The following is a 25,403-nucleotide window of genomic DNA, read 5'->3' as shown; positions in this document are numbered from 1 at the left end:
GCTCCGGGATTTTTGGACACGGCGTCGACGGCGTTGTAGGTGGACAGCGCAGTAACCGCTCCAGCCAGCACCTGCATCCGGCCATCGCCGGTCTGGCTCGCCGCCCGGCCCATCTGCTGCCCGGTCTGCACCGCCGAGATCACCGGGTTGGTCACTGCCACCGTCACGCCGCTTTGCTTGAACTTACTGTCCTGCGTGGCGCTCATGGTTTCGGTGGCGGCGGTGATGTCGACCGATTTGGCGAGAATGCCGATATCCCCCTTGGGCGCAATCACATCGCTGCCGGTCTGGGTATAGGCGTTGCCGGCGCTGATGCGGATATTGCCGTCAGTGCTGCCGATGGTGCTGCCGGTCTGCGTGGTCTGCTGGCTGGTTTGCGTATTCTGTTGTTCCTTTTTACCGGCAGTGAAACCGACGCCGCCGCTGCTGAACACACCGGAGGTCTTTTCTTCTAAGCGATAGCTGCTGTCGCTGGTGTTTTGCGCGCTGCTGATGGTGACGTTATTTTTGGCATGCAGGTCAACATCATTGGTCGCAACGATATTGCTGCCGGTGACACCAATATCGCGCCCGGCCTGGACGATTACGGAGTCGCCCGACAAGGTGCTGCCGACGGCGGTGCTGGTGTTGACGTTGGCTTGCGAACGGTCGCTCGATGACGACAGCATGCCTTTGGAGGTGAAGTAAGTCGCTTGATCGACGCTGCCGGTTTGCTGGGCCGTGCCGATATGGATATCGCGCCCGGCGGCGGCCACCAACTGGCCGCCGGCATTGGCGTAGGCTGCTGCGGCGTTGATATCCTGGCCGGCGATCAGGGCCAGCTTGCCGCCGGCGTTGATGGCGCTGCCGTTGACTTGGGTCTGTGTTTGATACAGGTGATTGTCGTTGTCATAGGTGGCGTTGTAGCTGCTTCGGGTATCGACTGCGCTCAGGTTCAGGTCACGGCCGGCGGCCAGGACGGCGTCGCCGGTGGCGTTGATGGCGGTCGCGGCCAGATTGAGGTCGCGCCCGGCTTGCACCGATAACTGATCGGCGGTGACGCTGGCAACCCGTCCCAATGTCGTATTCGTGCCGTGGGCGCCAGTGACAGAGCTGGCGGCGGTACTCATCGCCACATCGCGCCCAGCCAGGATGCCGACACGGTGGCCGGCGATACTGCCGCCATTGTTGAGGATGTCGTTTTGCGCGACAAGAATAGTGCTGCCATCCTTGCCGGTGCTGCGGATATCGCCGCTGTTGACGATATCGTTGGCTTTGACGATCAGCTTGTTCGATGCTTGCAGCGTGCCGCCGTTGTGCAGGTTGCCGTTGATGGTCAGATCGATATCCTTGCCGGAGATGAGCGCGCCGGTGGGGGCGATGTCCTCGGCGCTGGCGCGGCTCAGATAGACTACCGGCGCCAGCACTTTGGTGCGGCTGCCGTCGGGCAGCGTCACCTCTTGTTCGACCAGCCAGACCATGTCGAAGGTCAGCGCCGCCACCTGCGCTGCGCTCAAGGCAATCCCGGGGGTGAGCTGGAATTGCGCCGCACTGGCAACGCCGGCTTCCATCAAGGCCTTGTACTGGGCTTCGTTGCTGGCGTAGCCGTCCAGGAAACGTTTGCCGGTGAGCTGGGCAATCTGGTCGTTGATCAGCTTCTGTTCATAGAACCCATCGCCCAGGCGCTTTTGCACTTTCTGCGGATCGAGCGAGAGGCGGCCTAATAAATAGTCGCTGGAAATGAAGGTTTTGTAGTTGGTGAATTTGGGGTCGGTTTCGATCAGGTAGGGTTGGTCCGGTTGTGACTGCACCGTAAACAACTGGCTGTTCGGCAGCACCAGATTCGGCAACGCAGAGGCAGGCGTGCCGACGGTTTGATTGCTGCCGGCGGTCTCGGCAACGGCGCCGGCATTGCCGCTGGCGCCGTCGATCGCATTGGCGCTGCCTGGGCCGACGCTCTTGCCGGGACGGTTGTCAGACAGGGTGCTGCCGTTGATGGTAGGCACGGCGTTGTTGGCCACCGTATTGCCGATGGCCTGGTTGGGGCCGGTGGCGGGGCGGGTGTGCTCTTGTCTGGTCCAGACTTGCAGCGCCAGCGGCAACCTCGACAGCTCCACTTCGAAGGCGTCGGGGCTGCCGTTAACGTAGCGGTAGTGGTTCCGATGCGGGTGGCCGCTGACCCAGTGTTCGTAGTTCTCTCCTGCAGTCATATGATTGGTGGTGACGGTTTCCCCTGTCGCCCCGAGGTTATTGATGTCGCCGGTATGGCCGGTGATGCTGCCGCCGGCAATGATGGTGCTCTTGTCGTTGGTGACCGTGCCGGACAGGACCATGTTGCCGCCCGAGGTGATCTTGCCGGGGTCGCTGGTCTTGACTACGCTTTGCTGGACAATCTGGGTGTAATCCCGTTTGTGAAACCGCTCGTTGCGCCAGTTGCCGGGCAGGATCAGCACAATCCCGCCGTCGCCGCTATCGCCCCAGGTGACTTGATCCGCTGCGAACCAGACACCGGGCGCGCTCACGGGGCTGTATTCGATGACGCGCTTGGTTTTAGTCTCATCTATCTGCAACTCGGTGCTGAAATGATCGTTGCGGTTTGTCAGTGCGGCAGTGTGCAGCGTCAGCGCGCCACCGGCGTCGATGGTGGCCGAGGCGTTGAGGATGCTGACGGCGTTGCCGCCGACATTGTTGTCGGCGTCCAGCGCACCGCCCAGGGTCATGTCGCCCAGGCTTTGGATCAGCGCATGTTCGCGATTGGTGATGCTCTGTGCGCCAATCTGCAGCGTGTTGCGCGAGGCAATCACACCGGCTTGCATGCCAGCGGCGTCGACATCATTGCTCAGCGTCTGCGCACCGATAGCAATCTCGGTGCCGTAGATGCGGCCGGTGTTGGTGATGCTGTTGGCGGCATGGATCACCGTGGCGCCTTCGCCGGCGTTGATCAAGCCGCTGGCCTGGTTGTTGACGTTGGCGGCGTTCAGCGTCACATTGCGTACCGCCTCCAGATTACCGGTGTTGGTCAGATCGCCGGTAATCGACAAGGTCAGATCGCGGTTGGCGCTGAGCGTGTTGCCGGCGGTATTGGCGTAATCGCCTTGCAGGCTGATGCTGGCGTCTTGGGCGGCGATGACTTTGCCGTTGCCGAGCAAGGTGTTGGCGGTGAGGCGCAGATTGCGGTTGCTGCCGAGCGTGCCGGCGCTATTGTTGACGGCGCCGCTGCTCGCTAACGTGATATCGCCGCCGGCGCCAGTGCCAGCGCTGCTGCCGATCAGGCCGGACAAGTTGTCGAGGCTGGCGACGCTGATGTCGATATCGCCGGCAGCGCCAATGTTGCCGTCGATATTGCTCAGTCTTGCGCCGGCCTGGTCCAATTGCAGATGTCTGCCGGCGTACAACTTGCCGGCATTGTTATTGAGCGCGCTGCCGTGGTTCAAGGTGAGGTTGCCGGCGGCGATGATCTGGCCGTACTGGCTGTTGTCCAGATACGCACTGCTCAGCAGCACATCGCCATTGCCGCCGATGGCGCCGCGCTCAGCCGTATTGGCGGCATTGGTATTGGTGATCCGGCTGCCGCCGTCGATCCGGGTGAGGCCGCTGCCGCTGTTGGCGATGCGGCCTGCGCTGTTGTCGATGCTGCTGCCCGATACGGTCAGCGTGGCGTTGCCGCCATTGGCTTCGATGCGGCCATGGTCGTTGCGCACGGCGCCGGCGGCGGCAGCGCTCAGACTGGCGGCGCTCTGGATCACGCCGTCGGCATTGATCAATTGGCCGTCTGACTGCAGTGTCAGATCGTCTTTGGCATAGAGCGTGCCGCCGCTGTTGTCGATGGTTCCTGCATGGAGATGGAAGGCGCCGGCGCTGCCGATAAAGCCGCCGACGCCATTGGCCACGCCATTGTTGATATCTTGCGCAAGCATGATGCTGAGCGGTGCGGCTGCCACGCTTTGCACGGTGCCGGCGGCGTTGTTGAGGCTGTTGGCGCGGATGGCCAGGCCGCTCTTGAGGCCCTCGATTTTACCGGCGCTGTTGTTGATGCTGCCTGCCGCCCGCACCGTTAATTGGCTGCCGCCGAGGTAGGCGCCGGCGCTGTTGTCGATATCGCCTTGGGTGGCAACAATCTCAGCTTGTGCTTGGGAAAATATCGTCCCGCTGCGATTGTCGATGCTGCCGGCAATCACCGAAACCTGGCCGTTGCTGCCGATGCTGCCGCCCTGGTTCTGTAATGCGGCCTGACCGTTGTTGACGCTAACCTTCAGTTTGCCGGTACCGGCGAGCGCGATCGTGCCGCCGGCGTTGTTGAGTTGCCGAGGCGTCAGCGTCAGATCGGCGCTGTTGGTCTGGATCACGCCGCCGTTGCTGTTGTCGAGGATCTCTGCGACATCGATGACGTTGGCGTCAGTGCCAAACTGGGCAATCTGACCGGCTTGATTGTTCAGGCTGTTGCTGCGGATCGTCAGTTGATCGGCATTGATCTTGCCATGAGCGTTATCGAGCTGCTTCATAGTCAAGGCGACGGTTGCCGCATCCACCACGCCGCCATTGTTCTTGAAAGCAGCCGCATTGGCTTGCAGTGCGCTGCCGGCGGCCAGGCGGCCACGGCTGTTATCGAGCAGGTTGCCGATGTTGGCGGTGAGGTTGCGGCTGGCGGTAATGCTACCGGCGTTATTGGCGTTGGCCGCAGTCACTGTGACATCGCCGTTGCCGCCGATGACACCGCCGGCGGCGTTAGTCAGTTGCCCGCTGGCGCTCAACACCAGTCCATCTGCATTCAACGACGTGATGCGGCCGGCGCCGTTATCGATATCGCCGGCGGCGATGGTCAAGCCGCTGCCGGCTTGGATCACGCCTTGCTGATTGCCGATGGCGCCCGTGCTGTGCAAGACACTGCCGCCGGCGGCGGACAGGCTGCCGCGCTGATTGTTGATGCTGGCCGCAGTCAGCGCCAATTGGCCATTGGAGGCCGCATTGCCGGCGATGTTGCTCAGTGCGCCGGTATTGATTGTCAACGTGCCCGATCCGGCGTGATTGATGGCGCCGGCGTCGTTGCTCAGGCTACCGGCTTGCAGGTTGAGGTTTTGGGCATTGGTGGTAATTGCGCCGCCGTTGTTGTTGAGTGAGCCGGTGGTGGTGATGCCGGTGGCGCCGCTGCCCGATTGATTCAATGTGCCGCCGCTATTGGACAAGCTGGCGGAGTTGCTGGTCAGTTGCGAGACATTGATCAGACCATGATTGTTGATGACAGCACCGGCGGCGCTGATGGCGGCAGCGCCCGCCGCTTGCAAATTGCCGCCGCTATGGTCGATATCGCCGGCGCGCGCGGTCAGCGTGATGCTGCCGGCGGCGCTGGTGCGTGCATTGACGAGATTCAGGCTGGCGCCGTCGATGGCGACATTCGCGCCGGCGATGTTTTGGCCGGTGGCCGTAATGCCGGCGGCGGCGGCCAGATGCAAACTGCCGGCTTGCGTCGCCTGGCTGTTGGCGTCAATTCCGGCGCCCAGCACGCCGCTTGAGTTGATGCTGCCGGCGGACAGTGTCAGGTCGCCCTGTGCCGCCATCGTGCCGCTGTTGGCAATCTGCCCGTCACTGGAGAGTTGCACGGCTTGCTGGCCGTACAGCGTGCCGGCATTGATCACGGAATCGGCGCTGTGGATGGTGACCTGACCGCTGGCATTGGTCTTGCCGGCGAGGGTGATTTTTCCCCGGCTGTCGAGCTGGAGATCGCCGGCTTGCGCGCTAATCGTGCCAAGGCTGGCAACGCCGACCCCGGCTTCGGTGCCGATCAGACGGATCTTGTTGGCATACATCCCGCCCAGTTGCGCGACATCGATGCCGACGGTCGGCTGCGCGCCTTCACCCTGGATGACGATTACGTCCAGATCGGCGTATCTGACTTGATTGCTGCCGCTAAAAACGTTCAGTTGATTCGCCCACAATTGGCCGTTGACTTGCACACTGCGGGCAATCAGATCCAATTGATCGGTGTTGGCGCCATTGAGGCCGTTAATCTGAATATCGCCACGCGTGACGCGAAACGCATTCAGGCTGCCGTCGCCGCCGAACAGCGGCCTGCCAGTGGTGAGCGCGCCGCGTGAAGTATTGATAAAACCGCAGCCGGAGCAGGTGATGCCGTTCGGATTGGCAATGATCACTTCGGCGCGCTGGCCGGCCACTTCGGTATAACCGTTCAACTGGCTGCGGCCGCTGCCCATGACCTCGTTGAGGATGAGGCGGGCGCTGCCATTGGCCAGGTTCGGATTGCCGTCGACCAGGCCGCCCAACTGGGTCTGGGTGACGGTGCGGGCGTTGTTGAGGATGACGCCTTTGCTGTCGACGTTGTACCGGTCGTAGCGATTATGGCTGACGCCTGCCGCATTCGGTGTGACGATCTGCACCAGCGGCCGGCCGTTGGCGGTTTGGTTGATAGCAGGAATCGGCTGGGGGCCGCCGCTTTTATACGCCACCATTTGCGCCTGCACCACGGCGACGCCGCCGAATAGCGCCGCAATCGCCACCCCCAAATGCACCAGGCGCATCAACACTGAACTGCTTGCCCCTGATGCACCGCCTGCCGCGCGGCCCTTCCCCTGGCTGGACACGCTCTCTGCAACCGCCATCAACATGCCACGGTTTTTATTGAAAATGACGCGGTAAGCTAGCTTATTCATACATGTTCCAATTCATATCAATTGATGCGGTTGATGCGGTGTCAGGCAGGGAAAGTCGGGTGATTAATATTGATAAGCCAGGTTGACGCCAATGGCCGGTGCGGCCGTGCGAAACTCTTGCGGTTTGTAGAGCGACCAGCTGGAAAACACGTCGTAACTCAGGCCGAACAGACCGCCCCGCAGGCCGACAGTGGCGCCAGCCAGCTTGTTGCCGATCAGGTACTGGACGCTGGGGCCATAGACCTGGCCATAGTCGAGACCGATGTAAGCGGATTGCGCGCTTTGCGCCAGCGGCGCGACGAGTTCGTTGCGCATGAAGAAACCGCGCTCGGCAGCCAAGGTCAGCTCGCCGTCAAAGCCGCGCACCGTATAACGTCCGCCGATGCTGAATTGATCGGTCAGGTGCAAGCGCGAACGGGTGGTCTGGCCGCGCAGAGTGCCGATGTAAGTCAGCGCTTGACCGGCGATTTGAAATGGGGCGCTTAACGTTGCGTCGATGGTTTGCAGGGTGTAGCGGAAGCTTGGATCGTCCGCGGTGCGCGCAGCGGCGTCGCCCTGGCCGTTGAACCAGGAGACGCCCCAGCGATTGGCCAGCGTCAGATCCAATTGCGCGACGCCGAAATAATGTCTATGCAGCCAGGCCAACTCGGCCAAGGTGGTATTGCGCTTTTGCACATCGATTTCGGTATTGTCGATGAAGGCCTTGCTCCAGCGCTTGCCGAGCTTGAATTGCCAGCTATTCTTTTGCGCCTGATTGCGTTGGAATAACTGCGCGATCTTGAATTCCAGGTTGCGCGACTTGCCGCTGGAAATGAAGTCTTGATTGTTGCCGGCAATTTGCTGGTGATAATCGTAGCTGCTGCCGGATACGGCAAAGTTCCAGTAGCCGGCTGGAATTGCATAGTAGATATTGCTGCCGCTGGTGCCGCGCTGGCCGGCTTTGCGGTCAGCGTCGGTGCTGAGGCCGAGATTGAACAGGTCGTTGAGACCCAGCGGATTGTCGATGGCTAGATTAATTCCGGCTTGCAGCTTGCCGGTGCCTTTCGCGCCGCTGTCATCGAGCGTGCCGCTCAATTTCCACGGTTTGCCGCGTTTGACTTCGATCACCACATCGCTCTCGCCTGGAATTTCACCAGGCACGATTTGCATATCGACATCCTGGCTCGGGACGCGCTTCATCTGCTCCAGGCCTTGTTCCAGATCACGCAGATTGAGCAACTGATCGGGGCCGGTGGGGAAGGCGTTTTTCCAGGTGCCAGCCGGATCGGTAAAGCGGATGGCGCGGATCACGCCGGGCACCAGCGTCAGTGCCAGCGTGCCGCCGGCCAGATCCTGCTCGGGGACGCCGATGCGCGTGGTGCTGTAGCCTTTGCTCAAGATCAGGCCGGTCAAACGTTTGACGATCAGATTCAAGCCGTCTTTGCCGATGCAGGCGCCCGTGTATTGATTCAGGTAGTCTTGGGCAAAGCGGAAGGGATCATGCGGTAAATCGCTGGCGCCGGCGAAACGGATGGCCGGTGATAGCTGGTGCGGGACGTCAAGGACAAACTGTTGAATCGGAAAGCAGGGAGATTCGGCCGGCAGCACCAGCGTGTCGGCGGCTGCCACCGGCGCCGCGCCTTGCAGATCGATATTCGGCGCTTGCAATTGCCGCTGGCGCTCCTCTGCCTCGGCCTGGCTGCGGCGGCGTTGCTCTTCGCTGGCGGGAGTTTGAATTGTTTGGGCGTTAGCGACAGAGCTGGTGCTTGCGATGAAGAGAGCGAGTCCTACGCTCAATGCAAGTGCCGGCAGGTGTTCACTAACGCCGGCGCATGCAGCACGCTTTTCCATTTGGCGCTTTCGTTGTAAAGATGCAAACTAACACCCTACAAAGTGGCTTTCCGTTTGGATATGAGAATTATCTTATTTTTGATTAGGGGTTATCTGAAAAAGCTGCAGATGTCGAATCTCTCAAACACTTTACCGATGAGCGATCGTTATCGAATGATGGTGATTGTTTTTTTGCGAAGGAGTGGCGAGCAATGCTCGCGCACCCAAGAGATTTGATGCCTTTAAATTCCGGCTTAATTACGCACAGCCATGGCCGCCCGCGGTCTTGGTTGTCATGGGCAGGTCGCGGCCCGCTTCCCGCGTATGGCCGGCGGCTTCCAGACGCTGCAGGTAGTCCTCCCACATCACCTCTTGATCGCGCCCCAGCTTGTACAGATAGGCCCAGGTATAGATGCCGCTGACGTGGCCGTCTGAAAAGACCGGCTTGACCGCATAGTTGCCAACCGGTTCAAGTGCGGCCATTTCGACATTGCGCTTACCGGTTTGCAATACCTCTTGTCCCGGACCATGGCCGCTTACTTCGGCGGATGGCGAATAAACGCGCATCAATTCAAACGGCAGCGAAAAAACCGCGCCGTCATCGAAGGCAACTTCCAGCTTGCACGATTGCTTATGTACTGTGAATGACACCGGCACAGGCGCCGGTGCTGATTGTTTGGAGCCGGTCATTGGATGGCCTGAATAGAGAATTAAAACTGCTCGGAGATCGCCGAGCGCAAGGCGACCAGCAAAGCCTGCCGCTGCTCCAGAACTAATGGCGAAGGCTGGTGCCGGGCTTGCGCCCATACCGGACTGGGGAAATGCGCATCGTCGAGATAACGTGGAATCACATGCCAATGCAGATGCGGCGTCATGTTGCCGAGGCAGGCCAGGTTGATTTTTTCCGGCAGCATGATGTTGCGCACGGCGGTTTCAACTGTCCACACCGCATCCATGAATTGATTGCGGTCAGCCGCCGACAAGTCCGTCATTTCCTTGACGTGCCGATGCCAGATGACACGGCAGAAGCCCGGATACAGCGGATCGTCAACCAGCACCACGCGGAATTTCTCGGCGCGGTGGAGAATTTCTCCACCGTCGCCGCTGCACAGTTCGCAATCGACCGCATGGGCTGTCATGGTCATGGTTACACCAGGATCCTTTCGATACCGCCGTTGTTGGCGCGCGCCACATAATCCGGCAACCAGTTCTCGCCCAGCAGATGACGCGCCATCTCGACCACGATGTAGTCGGCAGTGGTGCCGGAATCGTCGTTGTAGCGCGACAAGCCTTGCAGGCAAGACGGGCAGGAAGTGAGGATCTTGACGTCGCCGCCAAAACCGTCGGCGCGCAGCTTATCCGCGCCCTTGGTCATCTCTTCTTCCTTGCGGAAGCGCACCTGGGTCGAAACATCCGGACGGCTCACGCCGAAGGTGCCGGACTCGCCGCAACAACGCTCGTTTTTCTCGATCTTGGCGCCGCTGTCGGTAGTGATCAAGGCATTCACCGTCTTCATCGGATCCTGCAATTTCATCGGGCTGTGGCAAGGGTCGTGGTACATATAACGAGTGCCGGTCACGCCTTCCAGCTTGAGATTTTTCTCCAGCAGGTATTCGTGGATATCGATGATCCGGCAGCCCGGGAAGATCTTGTCGAACTGGTAGCCCTGCAACTGGTCGTAGCAAGTACCGCAAGAAACGATCACGGTCTTGATGTCGAGATAGTTCAAGGTGTTCGCCATGCGATGGAACAGCACACGGTTGTCGGTGATGATCTTCTCGGCCTTGTCGTAGTCGCCGGAGCCGCGCTGCGGATAACCGCAGCACAGGTAACCCGGCGGCAGCACGGTTTGCACCCCGACCTGCCACAGCATGGCCTGGGTTGCCAAGCCCACTTGCGAGAACAGACGCTCGGAACCGCAGCCGGGGAAGTAAAACACGGCTTCGGTATCGGCGGTGGTGCTCTTCGGATCGCGGATGATCGGCACGATCTTGTCGTCTTCGATATCGAGCAATGCGCGCGCGGTCTTCTTCGGCAGATTGCCCGGCATCTTCTTGTTGATGAAGTGGATCACCTGCTCTTTGATCGGCGCCTTGCCGACCGTGGCCGGCGGTTTCTTGGTCTGCTTCCTGGCGAATTTCTTCAATAGCTCGTTGCCGAAGCGTTGCGCCTTGAAACCCCAGTCAGTCATCACCTTGCGAGTCATGTTGATGGTGGCCGGATCGGTTGCATTCAGGAAGAACATGGCGGCCGTGGTGCCGGGATTGAACGATTTCTTGTTCATCTTGCGCAGCAGGTTGCGCATGTTCATCGAGACATCGCCGAAATCGATATCGACCGGGCACGGCGTCACGCATTTGTGGCAGACGGTGCAGTGGTCGGCCACATCTTCGAACTCTTCCCAATGCTTGATCGAGATGCCGCGCCGGGTCTGCTCTTCATACAGGAAGGCTTCCACCAGCAGCGAGGTCGCCAGGATCTTGTTGCGCGGCGAGTACAGCAGGTTGGCGCGCGGCACGTGGGTGGCGCAGACCGGTTTGCATTTGCCGCAGCGCAGGCAATCCTTGACGCTGTTGGCGATGTCGCCGATATCGCTTTGCTGCATGATCAGCGATTCATGTCCCATCAGGCCGAACGACGGCGTGTAGGCATTGCGCAAATCAGCCTCGAAGCCGGGCAGATTCAGCAGCTTGCCCTTGTTGAAGCGGCCTTCCGGATCGACCCGTAATTTGTAGTCGCGGAAATCGCTGATCTCGTCTTCGGTCAGGAATTCGAGCTTGGTGATACCGATCCCGTGTTCGCCCGAAATCACGCCGTCCAGCGAACGCGCCAGGGTCATGATGCGCGCCACCGCGGCGTGCGCATCCTGCAGCATTTCATAGTGATCGGAATTGACCGGCAAGTTGGTGTGCACGTTACCGTCGCCGGCGTGCATGTGCAAGGCGACAAACACGCGGCCGCGCAAGACTTGCTTATGAATCGCGTTGCACTCGTCGAGAATCAGCTTGAACGAAGCGCCGTTGAAAATCTGCCGCAACTGGGCCCGCACTTCCTGCTTCCAGGATACCCGCACGGTGCGATCCTGCACCACGTCGAACACGGTGGCGGCCGGTTGCTGCGCCAGGCGTTGGTCGAATGCGGCGCTGAGTTTGTCCAGCCCCAATGCGGCCAGTGTCTCTTTCGCAGCGGCGAGCGGCATGTCCAGATGCGCCAGCAGATAGGTCCAGCGCGCCTGCACTGCAGCGATCAGTTGTTCGGCCTGATGGACACGGTCTTCCAGCATTTCGGCGGCGGAAATATCTTCGCCTTCCGCATCTTCGCTCTTGCCCAGGGGCAGATTGCCCTTGATAAAGAAGTCGCGCAACTGGTCCAGCAGTTGCAGCTTGTTCTTGACCGACAGTTCGATGTTGATGCGCTCAATGCCGTCGGTGTATTCGCCCATGCGGTTGAGCGGAATCACCACGTCTTCATTGATCTTGAAGGCGTTGGTATGTTTGGCGATGGCGGCCGTGCGGGCACGATCCAGCCAGAATTTCTTGCGCGCTTCCGCGCTGACCGCGACGAAACCTTCGCCGACACGGTTGTTGGCCATGCGTACCACTTCCGATGCCGCTTGCGCTACCGCGTTTTCATCGTCGCCGACGATGTCGCCGAACAAGGCCATCTTCGGCAGCACGCCGCGTTTCGATTTGGTGGTGTAGCCGACGGCGCGCAGATAGCGCTCATCCAGATGCTCCAGGCCGGCCAGGATCGCCCCGCCCTTCCTGGTTTCGGCATCGAGGAAATCCTTGATCTCGACGATCGATGGAATCGCATCGCGCGCCTGGCCGAAGAACTCCAGGCAGACCGTGCGCGTATGCTTCGGCATCTTGTGCAGAATCCAGCGCCCGGAGGTGATCAAGCCGTCGCAACCTTCTTTTTGAATCCCCGGCAAACCTGCCAGGAATTTATCGGTCACGTCTTTGCCCAGGCCCTCCTTGCGGAATACGCGGCCGGCGATTTCCAGGATTTCGGTCTTGAACGGTTTTTCGCTTGGACGGCCTTTTTCAGCCGGGTGGCGCCATTCCAGCTGGAAGCGCGCCAGCGGCGTGTCGTGGATCTTGCCGAGGTTGTGGTCGAGACGGGTAACGTCGAGCCAGTCGCCGTTCGGGTCGACCATGCGCCAGCTCGCCAAATTGTCGAGCGCGGTGCCCCACAGCACGGCCTTCTTGCCGCCCGCGTTCATGGCGATATTGCCGCCGACGCAGGATGCTTCGGCCGAGGTCGGATCGACCGCGAACACGAAACCGGCTTTTTCAGCGGCGTCGGAAACCCGCTTGGTGACCACGCCTGCGCCCGAATAAATGGTGGCGTATTCTTTATCCAGCCCCGGCAGCACGGCCATTTCGACCGGGCCCAGCTGTTCCAGTTTTTCGGTGTTGATGACGGCCGCCAGCGGCGTCAGCGGAATCGCGCCGCCGGTGTAGCCGGTGCCGCCGCCGCGCGGGATGATGGTCAGGCCGAGTTCGATACAGCCCTTCACCAGGCCGGCCATTTCATCTTCGCTGTCCGGGGTCAGCACCACGAACGGATATTCGACGCGCCAGTCGGTAGCGTCGGTCACATGCGATACGCGCGACAAGCCGTCGAACTTGATGTTGTCCTTGGCGGTGTAGCGCCCCAGGATCTTATTGGTGCGCTTGCGCAAATCGTAGGTCTGGCGGAATTCGTCGGAGAAGGCGGCAATCGCCTTGCGCGCCGCAGCCAGCAGCGCCTCGACATTCTCGCTGCGTTTCTTGGCTTCAACATCGTTGGGCGCCTCGGCGATATCGGCCTGGTCGGTCACGATACGCCGCTTGTCGACCTCGCTCAGGCGATGATGCAACGCGTCAATCAGCGCCTGACGGCGTTTTGGATTGTCCAGCATGTCATCTTGCAGATACGGGTTGCGCCGCACCACCCAGATATCGCCCAGCACTTCGTACAGCATTCTTGCGGAACGGCCGGTCTGGCGTTTGACGCGCAGTTCATCGAGCAAGTGCCAGGCATCCTCGCCGAGCAGCCGGATCACGATTTCACGGTCTGAAAACGAGGTGTAGTTATAGGGGATTTCGCGCAAACGCGTAGGAGTGGCGCCGTGTGGCGCATCTGACAAAAGTGCCTGGATTTTTACGGGGGCGTTCATTGGTCTATTGAAGTGACGACTGCGTGGCTACTGCTGCTGAATCAGCATTTTAGCTTATCGCGCAACTTCGCGACGGCAAGATGCGGATTTGTGCAGTGCAAGAGATTGCCCCCGCCAGGATAGCCAATGCCAATTAAATCAATAAAAACAATCAATTTTTATTTATTAATAGTTTTTAACTACAATGCATCCGTACCCACTACCTTCAGGAGCCCTTATGTTTAGCCAGATCATCAGCGAAATCATGGAAAGCATTGCCCTCACATTGGCCGATTACGGTCAGTGCAAAGGCTGATTCGCCTTACGCCAGGAGTTGGGGCCTGTCAGCGATGCGCCGGGAAATGCGTTCCAACCGGTAATTCGCCCGCGATCAGGCCAGCCAGCTCGCCACTTGCCGCCAAAAGCCGTCCGGCACATTCAGCAGCAGCCAGACCACCAATATGTAACGGACGAACTTGCCGATCGCCATGTACATGACGGAAGGCCAGAACGGCAGCTTGAGCCAGCCGCCCAGGGTGCAGATGGGGTCGCCGATGGCCGGCACCCAGGCCAGCAGCATGGTTTTGGCGCCGTAGCGCTGCAGCCAGCCGAACCAGTTGCTGCCGCGCTCGCGGGCGAACGCCTGCTTGGCGCCGTAACCCATCCAGTAATCGACCACGCCGCCCAGCGTATTGCCGGTGGTCGCCACCAAAATCACCGCCCAGAACAACGCGCCATTGGCCTTGATCACGGCAAACACGGCCGGCTCCGAGCCGAGCGGCAGCAAGGTGGCGGCGACAAAACTGATGATAAAGACTGAAGTCAGGCCGACCGTTGGCACGGCGAGTGTCTTCAGCAACCATAAAACGGCGGATTCGATCATGGGGAAACAATTCAGAAAATTCCAGGATTCGGCAGCTAGCGGCAAAACCGCTGGCGCTTAAAAAGCCGTCCATTATAATGATCGGCTGTTTGTGCTGACCTGATTTTGCTTTGATCCTGCTTTGATCCTGCTACCGGCTGCTTCGGCGGCGCCCTTGCAACGCTACATGACCTACGACATGACCACTGACTATTTGCAGAAAATCCTCACCGCCCGCGTCTATGATGTCGCGGTCGAATCTCCGCTTGAATTTGCACCGACGCTGTCGCAGCGCATGGCTAACCAGATTTATTTCAAGCGTGAGGATGTGCAAAGCGTGTTCAGTTTCAAATTGCGCGGCGCCTATAACAAGATGGCCAGCCTGACTCCGGTCCAGCTTAAACGCGGTGTGATTTGCGCTTCGGCCGGCAATCATGCGCAAGGACTGGCGCTGTCGGCCGCCAAGCTGGGCTGCCGCGCCGTGATCGTGATGCCAACCACCACGCCGCAAGTCAAGGTCGATGCGGTCAGGGCGCGTGGCGGCGAAGTAGTCTTGTTCGGCGATTCCTACACCGATGCCTACAACCACGCGCTGACGCTGGAAAAGAAACTCAAGCTGACGTTTGTGCATCCATTCGACGATCCGCATGTGATCGCCGGCCAGGGCACCATCGGCATGGAAATCCTGCGCCAGCACGCCGGCCCCATCCACGCGATTTTCGTGCCGATCGGCGGCGGCGGCCTGATTGCCGGTATCGCCGCCTATGTCAAAGCGGTACGGCCGGAGATCAAGATCATCGGCGTGCAAACCACCGATTCCGACGCCATGGCGCGCAGCCTCAAGGCTGGCCGCCGCGTCACGCTGGCGGATGTCGGCCTGTTCGCCGACGGCACTGCGGTCAAGCTGGTGGGCGAGGAGACCTTCCGCGTCGCGCGGCTGCATGTGGATGAAGTGATCCTGGTCGATACCGATGCGGTCTGCACCGCGATCAAAGACGTGTTCCAGGATACGCGCAGCATCCTGGAGCCGTCCGGAGCGCTGGCGGTGGCCGGCGCCAAAGCCTATGTCGAACGCGCCAAAGGCACCCGCAAGCCGGTCAAGGACCAGACCCTGATCACCATTGCTTCGGGCGCCAACATGAATTTCGACCGGCTGCGCTTCGTCGCCGAAATGGCTGATGTCGGCCAATTGCGTGAAGCCGTGTTTGCCGTCACCATCCCGGAACAGCACGGCAGCTTCCGCCGTTTCTGCGAACTGGTCGGGCCACGCAACGTCACCGAGTTCAACTACCGCATCAGCGATGAGAAAATCGCCCATGTGTTTGTCGGCGTACAAACTTCGAGCGCAGAAGAAGCGGCCCAGATCGCCAGGAATTTCGAAAAGCACGGCTTCAGCACGCTCGACCTGACCCATGATGAGCTGGCCAAGGTCCATGTACGGCACCTGGTCGGCGGCAAGAGCCCGCTGGCGCAAAACGAATTGCTGTATCGCTTTGAGTTCCCGGAGCGTCCGGGTGCGCTGATGCGCTTCTTGAATTCGATGGCGCCCGACTGGAATATCAGCCTGTTCCACTATCGCAGCCAGGGCGGCGACGTCGGCCGCATCCTGGTCGGGCTGCAAGTGCCGAAAAAGGAAATGAAAATTTTCCGCAGCTTCCTGTCCAGCCTGGGTTATCGCTATTGGGATGAAAGCAGCAATCCGGTGTATAAATTATTTCTTGGCTAAGATGCCTGGCCACGCTTGCGGTGCGCGTCGCCGCAAGCGAACTCTGTACTCCCCCCTTGCAAATGCGCTGTTTATAGCGGCCACCGGGCCGCGAATATCAAGGCCATCGTGCTTATCTGGCAAAATACTGCTTTTAAGCAGAAGCAGAAGCCATGTCCACATCAAATACGCCTGACGCATCGCCGCTAGGCAAACCCGCCGCCTACCAGACCCAATATCAGCCGTCGCTGCTGTTTCCGATCGCCCGCTTGGGCAAGCGCGAAGAAATCGGCATCAGCGGCACGCTGCCTTTTTTCGGCGTCGATATCTGGAATGCGTATGAAGTGTCCTGGCTTAATTTGCGCGGCAAGCCGCAGGTTGCCATCGCCACTTTCACGGTGCCGGCGGATTCGCCCAACATCGTCGAATCGAAGTCGTTCAAGTTATATCTGAATTCCTTCAACCAGACCAAGCTGGCGGATACAGCTGCTTTGCTGCAGCTGTTGCGCACTGATTTATCGGCCGCTTTCGGCGCATCGGTGCATGTCGTACTGACAACCGTCGACGCCTTCGCCGCGCTTAAGCTGCAAGAGCCGCAAGGCTTGTTGCTGGACCGGCTGGATATCGAGGTCAGCGAATATCAGCCGAATCCATCCTTGTTGAAAAGCGACCCGAACCAGCTTGTCATAGAAGAAACCCTGGTATCGCATCTGCTGAAATCGAATTGCCTGGTAACCGGCCAGCCTGACTGGGGCAGCGTGCAAATCCACTATGTCGGCGCCGCCATCGACCAGGAGAGCTTGCTCAAGTACCTGATCAGCTTCCGCAACCATAATGAATTTCACGAACAATGCGTCGAACGCATTTTTATGGACCTGATGCGCAACTGTGCGCCGCAAAAGCTGTCTGTATACGCGCGCTACACCCGGCGCGGTGGTCTCGATATCAATCCATGGCGCAGCAATTTCTCCACTTCGCAGCCACCGTTGAATTGGCGCCAGGCAAGGCAATAATTAACGATTCGCTACAAAGCGTAGCAAAAAGACAGCACTTAAGTGCTTAAATAACAATTATTCGGTTGAGAATATTGACGTTGCAAGGATCAACGTCTACCGTACGACCTCGCCGTAAAGGATTCTTTTGCTTATGATGATTTTTCCCCGTTTTACCGCTCTCAAACGCACCGTATTGCTCTCCTGCATCACCGTATTCGCCGCCGTGTGTGCTCCGGCCCAAGCTCAGGAAACCCCGGACACCACCGGCTGGTTCAGCAAAACTCTCTCACAGACCAAAAACCGGCTCGACAACATCGTCGAAAACGGCGACATGGAAGTGTATCTGTCCGGCTATGCCTATCACGGCCGGCACACATATACAAAAGAGCGCATCGAAGAACTGAATGAAAAGGCCTGGGGCCTGGGTGGCGGCCGCACTATCCGCAACGAAAGCGGCAATGACGAATCCCTGTATCTGCTGGCGATCCGCGACTCCCATTACAAGCCGCAGGTCATGGCTGGTTATGCCTACGAATGGATCTGGAACGTGCCCAAGACGCCAGTCGAGGTCGGCGCCGGCTATACTGCCATGTTGATGAGCCGCCAGGATTATTTCGGCGGCGTCCCGTTCCCGATTGCCTTGCCAGTGGCGTCGCTGGGCGTCAAGGGAGCCAAATTAATGGGCTCTTACGTGCCGCGCCTGTCGCAGCACAAGGGCAATGGCGACGTCTGGCTGATATTTGCGCGCTTTGAGGTAAAGTAAAAGCCATCCCCGATTCAGCCATAGCCATGACGGCAAGTTGGTGTTGTTGATCTGAAACAAGTCTATAATCCGGGATGGGTGCCATTAAAACCGTAGCCTGAGTTGCGTTGACTTGGGTCGAAATCGGGGGAGACGTTGTAGTAACAGCTATAACAGCTATAACAGCTATAACAGCTGCGGTCACACTATGCGACCGGCGGCATTAACCCTGAGATTGGCATGTTTTCGAAATGCTGCGGCAGTTGTTAGTGGTGGCTCAAATGGTGACCTATATGGTGACTTATTCACTGACTTAGACACAACCACCCGTATTGTGCCGCATACCAATTTGTATTATGACTAATCTTGCAAAAATCCTGCCCGCACAAAATGTGGCGCTGGATCTGGAAGTCTCCAGCAAAAAACGCGCCTTCGAACAAGCTGGTTTACTCTTCGAAAACAATTGCGGGATTGCCCGCTCTACCGTCTCCGACAACCTGTTTGCGCGTGAACGTTTAGGTTCTACCGGCCTCGGCCACGGTGTCGCCGTGCCGCATGGCCGCGTCAAGGGATTGAAATCGCCGCTGGCCGCATTTGTGCGCCTGGCCGCACCGATTCCTTTCGAATCGCCGGACGGCCAGCCGGTCAGCCTGCTGGTGTTCTTGCTGATTCCGGACAACGTCACCCAGCAACATCTGGAGATCCTGTCGGAAATCGCCGAGATGTTTTCCAGCGACGCCTTCCGCACCATCCTTGCCAGCGATCCCGATCCGGCCTCGGTGCACGCCCACATCATCACCTGGCAGCCCATGGGCACGGAAAATGCGACATAATTTGGCGTAAAGCTTTACGATTTAAGCTAGTACAGCGCTCATCGTGCCAGAATCGCCTGCGGGCGATCTTATTCACTTCACCACCGCCAACCATGCCCGTTTCAACGCCTCTATCGATTCAGCAGCTGTACGACGAAAACCGCGAATCGCTGCAACTGGGCTGGTTTGCCGGTTTCCCCGGCGGCGAGCGGCTGATTTCCGGCGATGCCGCCTCGGCGGCCGACCAGGTCGGCCATCTGAACCTGATCCATCCGGGCCGGATTCAAGTTTTCGGCCACCAGGAAACCGAATACTACCAACGCCTCTCCGCCACATCGCGGGTCTACCAGACCGCCGAACTGGTGGCAGGCGCGCCGCCCGCCTTCATCATCGCGCAAGGCTTGGCAACCCCGCCGGACATTCTTGAAATCTGCGATGAAAAAAATATCCCGCTGTTTTCGACGCCGTTGCCCGCCGCTCAGGTAATCGATTATCTGCGGGTATATCTGTCGAAAAAGCTGGCGCAACGGATCACCATGCATGGCGTCTTCATGGATGTGCTGGGCGTCGGCGTGCTGATTACCGGCGAATCCGGCCTCGGCAAAAGCGAGCTGGGGCTGGAACTGATCTCGCGCAGCCATGGCCTGGTGGCCGACGACGCAGTCGAATTTGCCCGGATTGCACCGAACATGATCGAGGGACGCTGCCCGCATCTGCTGCAAAACCTGCTGGAAGTACGCGGACTGGGCCTGCTCGACATCAAGACCATCTTCGGCGAAACCGCGGTACGCCGCAAAATGCGCCTGAAGCTGATCGTGCATCTGGTGCGGCGCGCCACGCTGGAAGAAAATTACGAACGCCTGCCGCTCGACGCTCACACCCAGGAAGTGCTGGGGCTGCCCATCCGCAAAGTCATCATCCCGGTGGCCGCCGGCCGCAACATCGCGGTGCTGCTGGAAGCTGCGGTGCGCAATACCATCCTGCAGTTGCGCGGCATCGATACGCTCAAGGATTTCATCGCACGCCAACGGATTGCGATGGATAGCGATAGCGATATTTAAATATTCAAGGCCGTATCCGAAACCGGCGCGTTATAAAACGCCAAGCGAAGCGGCCACCCTGCGCTCCCGATCGCCGTAGTTACGGTATCATTGGCCGATGCGCATAATTCTTATCACCGGCATCTCCGGCTCCGGCAAATCAGTTGCTCTTCGCGTGCTCGAAGATGCAGGTTATTTTTGCGTCGACAATCTGCCGCCGACCTTGTTGCGGGATCTGGTCGCAGCGCGCCGGCATGAGGGCGCGCAAATGCTGGCGGTAGCCACCGACGCTCGCAGCGCCGACTCGCTGGCCGGCCTGCCTTCCGATATCCAGCAACTGAGAGCCGAGGGACACGACGTCAAAGTGTTCTTCCTGACGGCCCAGACCGAATCCCTGATCGCCCGCTTTTCCGAAACCCGCCGCAGCCATCCGCTGTCGCACCGTCTGCTGCCCGGCCAGAATCCGGCGGACCGCCTGACCTTGACCGAGTGCATTTTGAACGAACGCGAGATGCTGGTCGAGATCGAAGGCATCGGCCATACGATTGACACCTCCGACGTCAGCGCCAATCGTCTGCGCGGCTGGATCAAGGAGCTGGTCGATACCGAACCGGCGCCGCTGACCTTGTTGTTCGAATCGTTCGCGTTCAAGCGCGGCGTACCGCTCGACGCCGATCTGGTGTTCGACGTACGCATGTTGCCCAATCCTCACTACGACGTGAGGCTGCGTCCGCTGAGCGGACGCGACCAGCCGGTAGTCGCTTTCCTGGAAGGCTTGCCGGCGGTGACCGACTTGCTAGGCGACATCCGCAACTTTGTGGAGAAATGGCTGCCGGCTTTCAAGGACGACAACCGCAGTTACCTGACGGTAGCGATCGGCTGTACCGGAGGCCAGCATCGCTCGGTGTACATGGTGGAACAGCTGGCGCAATATTTTCAGGTTACCGAACGCGTGGTGCGGCGCCATCGCGAACTGGGTTAAACGCTAAACGTTAAACGGGCCGGCGCTCTAGGCCGTTCACTTCCTCTTTCAACCATGCCTGAAAATACCTCCTGGATTCCGCTGTTTCCGCTTAATACCGTATTGTTCCCTGGCGGCGTGCTGCCGCTCAAGGTATTTGAAACGCGTTATCTCGACATGCTGCGCGAGTGCATGAAAAGCCAGCAACCGTTCGGCGTGGTGCTGATCAAGAGCGGCTCCGAAGTAGGCGCTGCGGCCGAACCGGAAAGCGTCGGCTGCCTGACCCGTATCATCGAATGGGATATGCAAGACCTGGGCGTGCTGATGTTGCGGATCGAAGGCAACCAGCGCTTCCGGATTCTGCAGCAACGGGTACTTGCCGATCAGCGGCTGGAAGCGCAAATCAGCCTGATCGCCGATGACCAGCCGAGCGCCCCGGATCAGGTTCACCTGCAATGCGCCAGCACCTTGAAACTGGTGATCGACGATATCCAGAACAGGGGCCGGGCCAGCCACGGTGCAGATTACGCCAGCCCGTTTTCGCTGCCGCTGCGGTTCGACAACGCCAGCTGGGTCGCCAACCGCTGGTGCGAAATCCTGCCGATTTCCCTGAAGGCGCGGCAGAAATTGCTGGAACTGACGGACGGGAGCGAACGCCTGAGCATCGTCCATCAATATCTGCTGCAACATCACATCATCTGAAAATCGTCACAGAAACACGCGGCTTCAGGCAAACAGATCGGCTTCGCGGAAAACTTCCAGCAGCAGTTTCTTGACCGGCGCCGGCAGCGGCGCGTCTGCCAGTTTGTCGGCCGGATACCAAACGTAGTTGGCCTGGGCGACGCCTTCAAGCCGTCGTTCAAGCGTGATCTGGAACGGTGATATCTGCAGTTTAAAATGGGTAAACACGTGTGTGAACGGCTGCAGCGGCTCGCATGACGCGATAGCGCCAAACGTTGCAGTGGCGCGATTTAGCGCCGCCTCGAAATCGGCTTTTAGCGCAATTTCCGGCAGCGACAGCAAGCCGCCCCAGATGCCGCTGTCGGGACGCTGCTCCAGCAACACCTGATGCCGATCGACGATCACCAGCATCCCGGTATGTTTTTCGGGAATCGCTTTTTTCGGTTTGCGCACCGGCAGTTGCCCGACCCGGTCGCTAGCCAGTGCGACACAACGCTGCGCCAGCGGACAAGTCTGGCAAGACGGTTTGCTGCGAGTGCAAAGCGTCGCTCCCAGATCCATCAAACCCTGGGTATACGACTCCACGCCTTGCGCCGGCAACAGGGCCACGGCGCGCCGCCACATCGCATCTTCGATCGGCTTGGCGCCGGGATAACCGTCGATGCCGAACACCCGGGCAAACACGCGCTTGACATTGCCATCCAAAATGGCGGCGCGCACGCCGTAAGAAAATGCCGCGATGGCGGCGGCGGTGGAACGGCCGATGCCGGGCAAGTCTTGCAACAGCAAGGGATCGCGCGGAAATATTCCGCCATGCTCGGCCACTACCCGTTGCGCACAGCGATGCAGATTGCGCGCGCGCGTGTAGTAACCCAAGCCGCTCCAGTGCGCCATCACTTCTTCGCTGGGTGCAGCGGCCAGAGCCTGCACATCCGGGAAGCTTGACAAGAAACGCTGGTAATAAGGAATCACCGCCGCCACCTGCGTTTGCTGCAGCATGATTTCAGATAGCCAGACCCGGTAGGCGTCGCGCGAAGTCTGCCACGGCAACGCGTGGCGGCCGTGCTGCCTCTGCCAGAGAATCACTGCCGCGGAAAAAGATGGATCGGCAAATGCCGCTTCATCTTCTGCCGCGCTGCTGCTGTTGATTACTACACGTTTCATTTATACCGCAACTTTCATTAGCGCCCGATCGGATCCCAGTGCATTCTTCAAATCGTTTTCCAACGCCATCAAGGTATTGCGCTGCGCAGTCAACTCGTTTTGCAGCATTTCCACCGACTGGATTTTTTCTTCCAGGCTGTCGATCGCCACATGCACCCGCTCGATCGAATCGGTGCGTTGCTTGAGCTGCGATTTGTGGGCGCGGATCTGTTCTTCCAGCGGCGCCATCACCACCTTGAGCCAAGCGTCGACGTCGCGGTTGGCTTGCAGAAAACTTTGTTTGACGCGCGAGGCAATCGAATCGAAGAATTTCTGCATCAGTACCACCTGGCTGGTCTTCACCAACGTCACCGTGCCGAACTGGCGATGATAGGCGGTTTCGATCACCTTGATCTCGTTCCGGTATTTATCCAGCGAAAACGGCATTGGCGTCGACAAGGCCAGACCGTGCTCGGTCGAGAATTTGCGGTACATGATGGTCATCATTTCCGAAATTTCATCGGTCTTCTGACCGGACAAGCTCAGGTTTTCCTGAGCATTGTCAAAAAACCCCTTGACCGCATGCCGGAAGCCGGCGGTGAACATGCTGCCCTCCATGGTCTCCCGCGTTTTGCGGATTTCTTCTTTCAGCAAGCCCATGCCCAGCGTGGTGAAGACGCCGGCCGACAAGCGCGCAAACACCATGCGCGTGCCCTGCAGCTTGAGCAAGCTTTCGTCGAATTCTTTTTTCTCGATATCGATGCGCTTCATCATGTGGCTGATGATGGAAGTATTCTTGCCGCGCAAGCTCTTCAACTCCAGCAACTGTTCGACCACGCTGCGGATATGCGCCGACATCAGGGCTTGTTTGGTGACCGTCAGATCATGGATATCGCCGATCAATTGCGCCCGGATGATGTCGCGCTTGGCCGGGATCAGCTCACCCGACAAGGCATTTTCCAGCGCCGGCAAGCGGCTCTTTTTCAGCAGATCCGGCTCGCCGTTGATCTTGCCGACCAGGCCCTTCTGGGCCGAGACCGGATACACCTGCGTCTCCGATAAACCCAGCGTGTGCGCCACGCTAGCCACCTGCTTGCTGATCTGCTGCTCGACCTCTAACGGCGAGCGCAGCTCGTCCCACATGCTGTCGATCTTGTTGAGCACCACCATGCGGCCGGCGCCGCTGCCGATGTGATGACGCCAGACGTCGATATCGCTGTTGGTGACGCCGGTGTCTGCCGCCAGAATGAACAGCACGGCATGGGCGTTAGGAATCAGGTTGAGCGTCAGCTCCGGTTCGGTGCCGATCGCGTTCAAGCCCGGCGTGTCGATAATCACCAGCCCCTCTTTCAGCAAGGGATGCGGAAAATTGACGATGGCGTGGCGCCACTGGGAAATTTCAACGCGTCCCTGCGCATCGACGGCGATGGCGGCGTCCGCATCGTCCTCATCGTACAAGCCGTAGCGTTTGGCCTCTTCAATCGGCACCCATTTGGTCAGGCTGACCTGTTTGAATGCTTCCAGCATGCCGTCGGTGGATGAAATATCCAGCGGCAATACGGTCCAGACGTGGTGCGCCCCCTTGTAATCGCTGGTGGATTGCGATTCGGCCCGGGTTTCTATCGGCAACAGGCGGATGCATGACGGGAAAGAGGCGTCATACAGCAACTCGGTCGGACACATGGTGGTGCGGCCGGCGGCCGACGGCAAGATGCGCTGGCCGTAGTCGGCGAAAAAGATGGCGTTGATCAGTTCCGATTTGCCGCGCGAAAATTCCGCCACAAATGCGATCGACAATTTGTCGTCGGTCAAGCGCGCCAGAGCCCGGCTGATTCGCTGCTCGCTGGCCACATCCGACAATTTCGAAGCGCTCGCCCATGTCTGGTAACGCCGCAACGCGCCGGCGACGCCGGTACGCCATTCACTGTATTCCTGGAATTTTTGGACTAGATTGCTCACTATCTCTCTCGCCTGTTATTTCTATCTGATATTTATTTCTGACATTTCTTACAATAAAACGTCGAACGCTGCCCCTGTTTAATCTGCGTAATCAGGGTGCCGCAATTTCTACATGGCAACCCAGCACGATCATAGACGAAATAAGTCTGTTGGAAGTAGCCTGATTGGCCATCGGCGCCAATAAAATCACGCAAACTGCTGCCGCCCTTGTCAATTGCGGCCGCTAAGATTATCCGAATGGCATCAACCAGCCGTTCATACCGCGCCAGACTGATGCGGTGCGCCGGCGTTTTCGGATTGATGCCGGCGCGGAACAGGCTTTCGGAAGCGTAGATATTGCCGACCCCGACCACGATGTCGCCGGCCAGCAGCACCTGCTTGACTGGCGCGCTGCGGTTACGGGTTTTTTGATAGAGAATCTGCGCGGAAAAAACATCTTCCAGCGGCTCCAGTCCCAATCCTGCCAACAGCAGATGCTGCTCCACCGGGCCGTCGGCGGCGGCATGCCAGAGTACCGCGCCGAAACGGCGCGGATCGGTCAGCCGCAGCAACTGGCGGCCGACCACCAGATCGAAATGGTCATGCTTTTGCGGTTCAACGCCCAACTCCAGGATCCGCAGATGGCCAGACATTCCCAGATGGATGATCACGGTGCCGTGATCGAAGCGCAGCAGCAGATATTTGCCGCGCCGGCCAGTGCTGCGCACCTTATGGCCGATCAAGAGCTCCGGCAAATCAAGCGGAAACGGCCAGCGCAAGCCGCGGTGGCGAAAGGTGACGGCAGTCACGACACGGCCGTCGAGATGCGGCGCGACGCCGCGGCGGGTCACTTCTACTTCAGGTAGTTCGGGCATGGTTCGGATACAGTCACGGGTGAAACGGCATAATCAATTCAACTACTTGTTAT

General features: G+C 59.2%; 16 protein-coding genes. 7 read left to right on the top strand and 9 right to left on the bottom strand.

Features of this window, described 5'->3' with window-relative positions; genetic code table 11:
• From KHU33_RS09625 to KHU33_RS09600, 6 genes are all read right to left on the bottom strand, one after another.
• A partial coding sequence (locus tag KHU33_RS09625; protein WP_211462623.1) for a two-partner secretion domain-containing protein occupies positions 1–6,644 on the bottom strand: 6,644 nt, incomplete at its 3' end.
• Positions 6,645–6,707: 63 nt separating this feature from the next.
• A complete protein-coding gene (locus tag KHU33_RS09620; protein WP_211462622.1) occupies positions 6,708–8,474 on the bottom strand; it encodes a ShlB/FhaC/HecB family hemolysin secretion/activation protein in 1,767 nt (588 codons plus the stop codon).
• A gap of 237 nt (positions 8,475–8,711) precedes the next feature.
• On the bottom strand, positions 8,712–9,143 hold the full coding sequence (locus KHU33_RS09615) for a gamma-butyrobetaine hydroxylase-like domain-containing protein (RefSeq protein WP_211462621.1): 432 nt from the start codon (positions 9,141–9,143) through the stop codon (positions 8,712–8,714).
• A 20-nt stretch (positions 9,144–9,163) separates the two neighbouring features.
• Complete coding sequence (locus KHU33_RS09610) at positions 9,164–9,598, bottom strand: HIT family protein (RefSeq protein ID WP_211462620.1); 435 nt, start codon at positions 9,596–9,598, stop codon at positions 9,164–9,166.
• Between the two features lie 2 nt (positions 9,599–9,600).
• The gene (locus tag KHU33_RS09605) at positions 9,601–13,617 is read right to left on the bottom strand and encodes a DUF3683 domain-containing protein (protein WP_211462619.1); all 4,017 of its coding nucleotides are present in this window, start codon (positions 13,615–13,617) and stop codon (positions 9,601–9,603) included.
• Positions 13,618–13,987: 370 nt separating this feature from the next.
• Complete coding sequence (locus KHU33_RS09600) at positions 13,988–14,479, bottom strand: YqaA family protein (RefSeq protein WP_211462618.1); 492 nt, start codon at positions 14,477–14,479, stop codon at positions 13,988–13,990.
• 178 nt (positions 14,480–14,657) lie between these two features.
• Here KHU33_RS09600 and ilvA point away from each other — a divergent pair, with 178 nt between their 5' ends.
• The 7 genes from ilvA (at position 14,658) to KHU33_RS09565 (ending at position 21,415) form a co-directional block, all read left to right on the top strand.
• Positions 14,658–16,184 (top strand): threonine ammonia-lyase, biosynthetic, encoded by a 1,527-nt coding sequence (gene ilvA / locus KHU33_RS09595; protein WP_211462628.1) that lies wholly within the window; start codon positions 14,658–14,660, stop codon positions 16,182–16,184.
• A 152-nt stretch (positions 16,185–16,336) separates the two neighbouring features.
• Positions 16,337–17,176 (top strand): NADPH-dependent 7-cyano-7-deazaguanine reductase QueF, encoded by an 840-nt coding sequence (gene queF / locus KHU33_RS09590; protein ID WP_211462617.1) that lies wholly within the window; start codon positions 16,337–16,339, stop codon positions 17,174–17,176.
• A 133-nt stretch (positions 17,177–17,309) separates the two neighbouring features.
• Positions 17,310–17,921 (top strand): hypothetical protein, encoded by a 612-nt coding sequence (locus KHU33_RS09585; RefSeq protein WP_211462616.1) that lies wholly within the window; start codon positions 17,310–17,312, stop codon positions 17,919–17,921.
• A 335-nt stretch (positions 17,922–18,256) separates the two neighbouring features.
• Positions 18,257–18,733 (top strand): PTS sugar transporter subunit IIA, encoded by a 477-nt coding sequence (locus KHU33_RS09580; RefSeq protein WP_211462615.1) that lies wholly within the window; start codon positions 18,257–18,259, stop codon positions 18,731–18,733.
• A 92-nt stretch (positions 18,734–18,825) separates the two neighbouring features.
• The gene (gene hprK / locus KHU33_RS09575) at positions 18,826–19,773 is read left to right on the top strand and encodes an HPr(Ser) kinase/phosphatase (RefSeq protein ID WP_211462614.1); all 948 of its coding nucleotides are present in this window, start codon (positions 18,826–18,828) and stop codon (positions 19,771–19,773) included.
• A 97-nt stretch (positions 19,774–19,870) separates the two neighbouring features.
• The gene (gene rapZ, locus KHU33_RS09570) at positions 19,871–20,734 is read left to right on the top strand and encodes an RNase adapter RapZ (protein WP_211462613.1); all 864 of its coding nucleotides are present in this window, start codon (positions 19,871–19,873) and stop codon (positions 20,732–20,734) included.
• A gap of 54 nt (positions 20,735–20,788) precedes the next feature.
• A complete protein-coding gene (locus KHU33_RS09565; protein ID WP_211462612.1) occupies positions 20,789–21,415 on the top strand; it encodes an LON peptidase substrate-binding domain-containing protein in 627 nt (208 codons plus the stop codon).
• A 24-nt stretch (positions 21,416–21,439) separates the two neighbouring features.
• Here the strand turns inward: KHU33_RS09565 and mutY are convergent, their stop codons facing one another.
• From mutY to mutM, 3 genes are read right to left on the bottom strand one after another with little or no spacing between them, the layout of a single operon-like run.
• The gene (gene mutY / locus KHU33_RS09560) at positions 21,440–22,558 is read right to left on the bottom strand and encodes an A/G-specific adenine glycosylase (protein WP_211462611.1); all 1,119 of its coding nucleotides are present in this window, start codon (positions 22,556–22,558) and stop codon (positions 21,440–21,442) included.
• Positions 22,559–24,496: a dynamin family protein gene (locus KHU33_RS09555; protein ID WP_211462610.1), complete on the bottom strand. Its 1,938-nt coding sequence runs from the start codon at positions 24,494–24,496 to the stop codon at positions 22,559–22,561.
• 32 nt (positions 24,497–24,528) lie between these two features.
• On the bottom strand, positions 24,529–25,350 hold the full coding sequence (mutM, locus tag KHU33_RS09550) for a bifunctional DNA-formamidopyrimidine glycosylase/DNA-(apurinic or apyrimidinic site) lyase (RefSeq protein ID WP_211462609.1): 822 nt from the start codon (positions 25,348–25,350) through the stop codon (positions 24,529–24,531).
• Positions 25,351–25,403: the final 53 nt, after the last annotated feature.

Source organism: Collimonas silvisoli (assembly GCF_018305005.1).
Classification (GTDB): domain Bacteria; phylum Pseudomonadota; class Gammaproteobacteria; order Burkholderiales; family Burkholderiaceae_D; genus Collimonas; species Collimonas silvisoli.
This window is presented reverse-complemented; position numbering and strand designations above follow the sequence as displayed.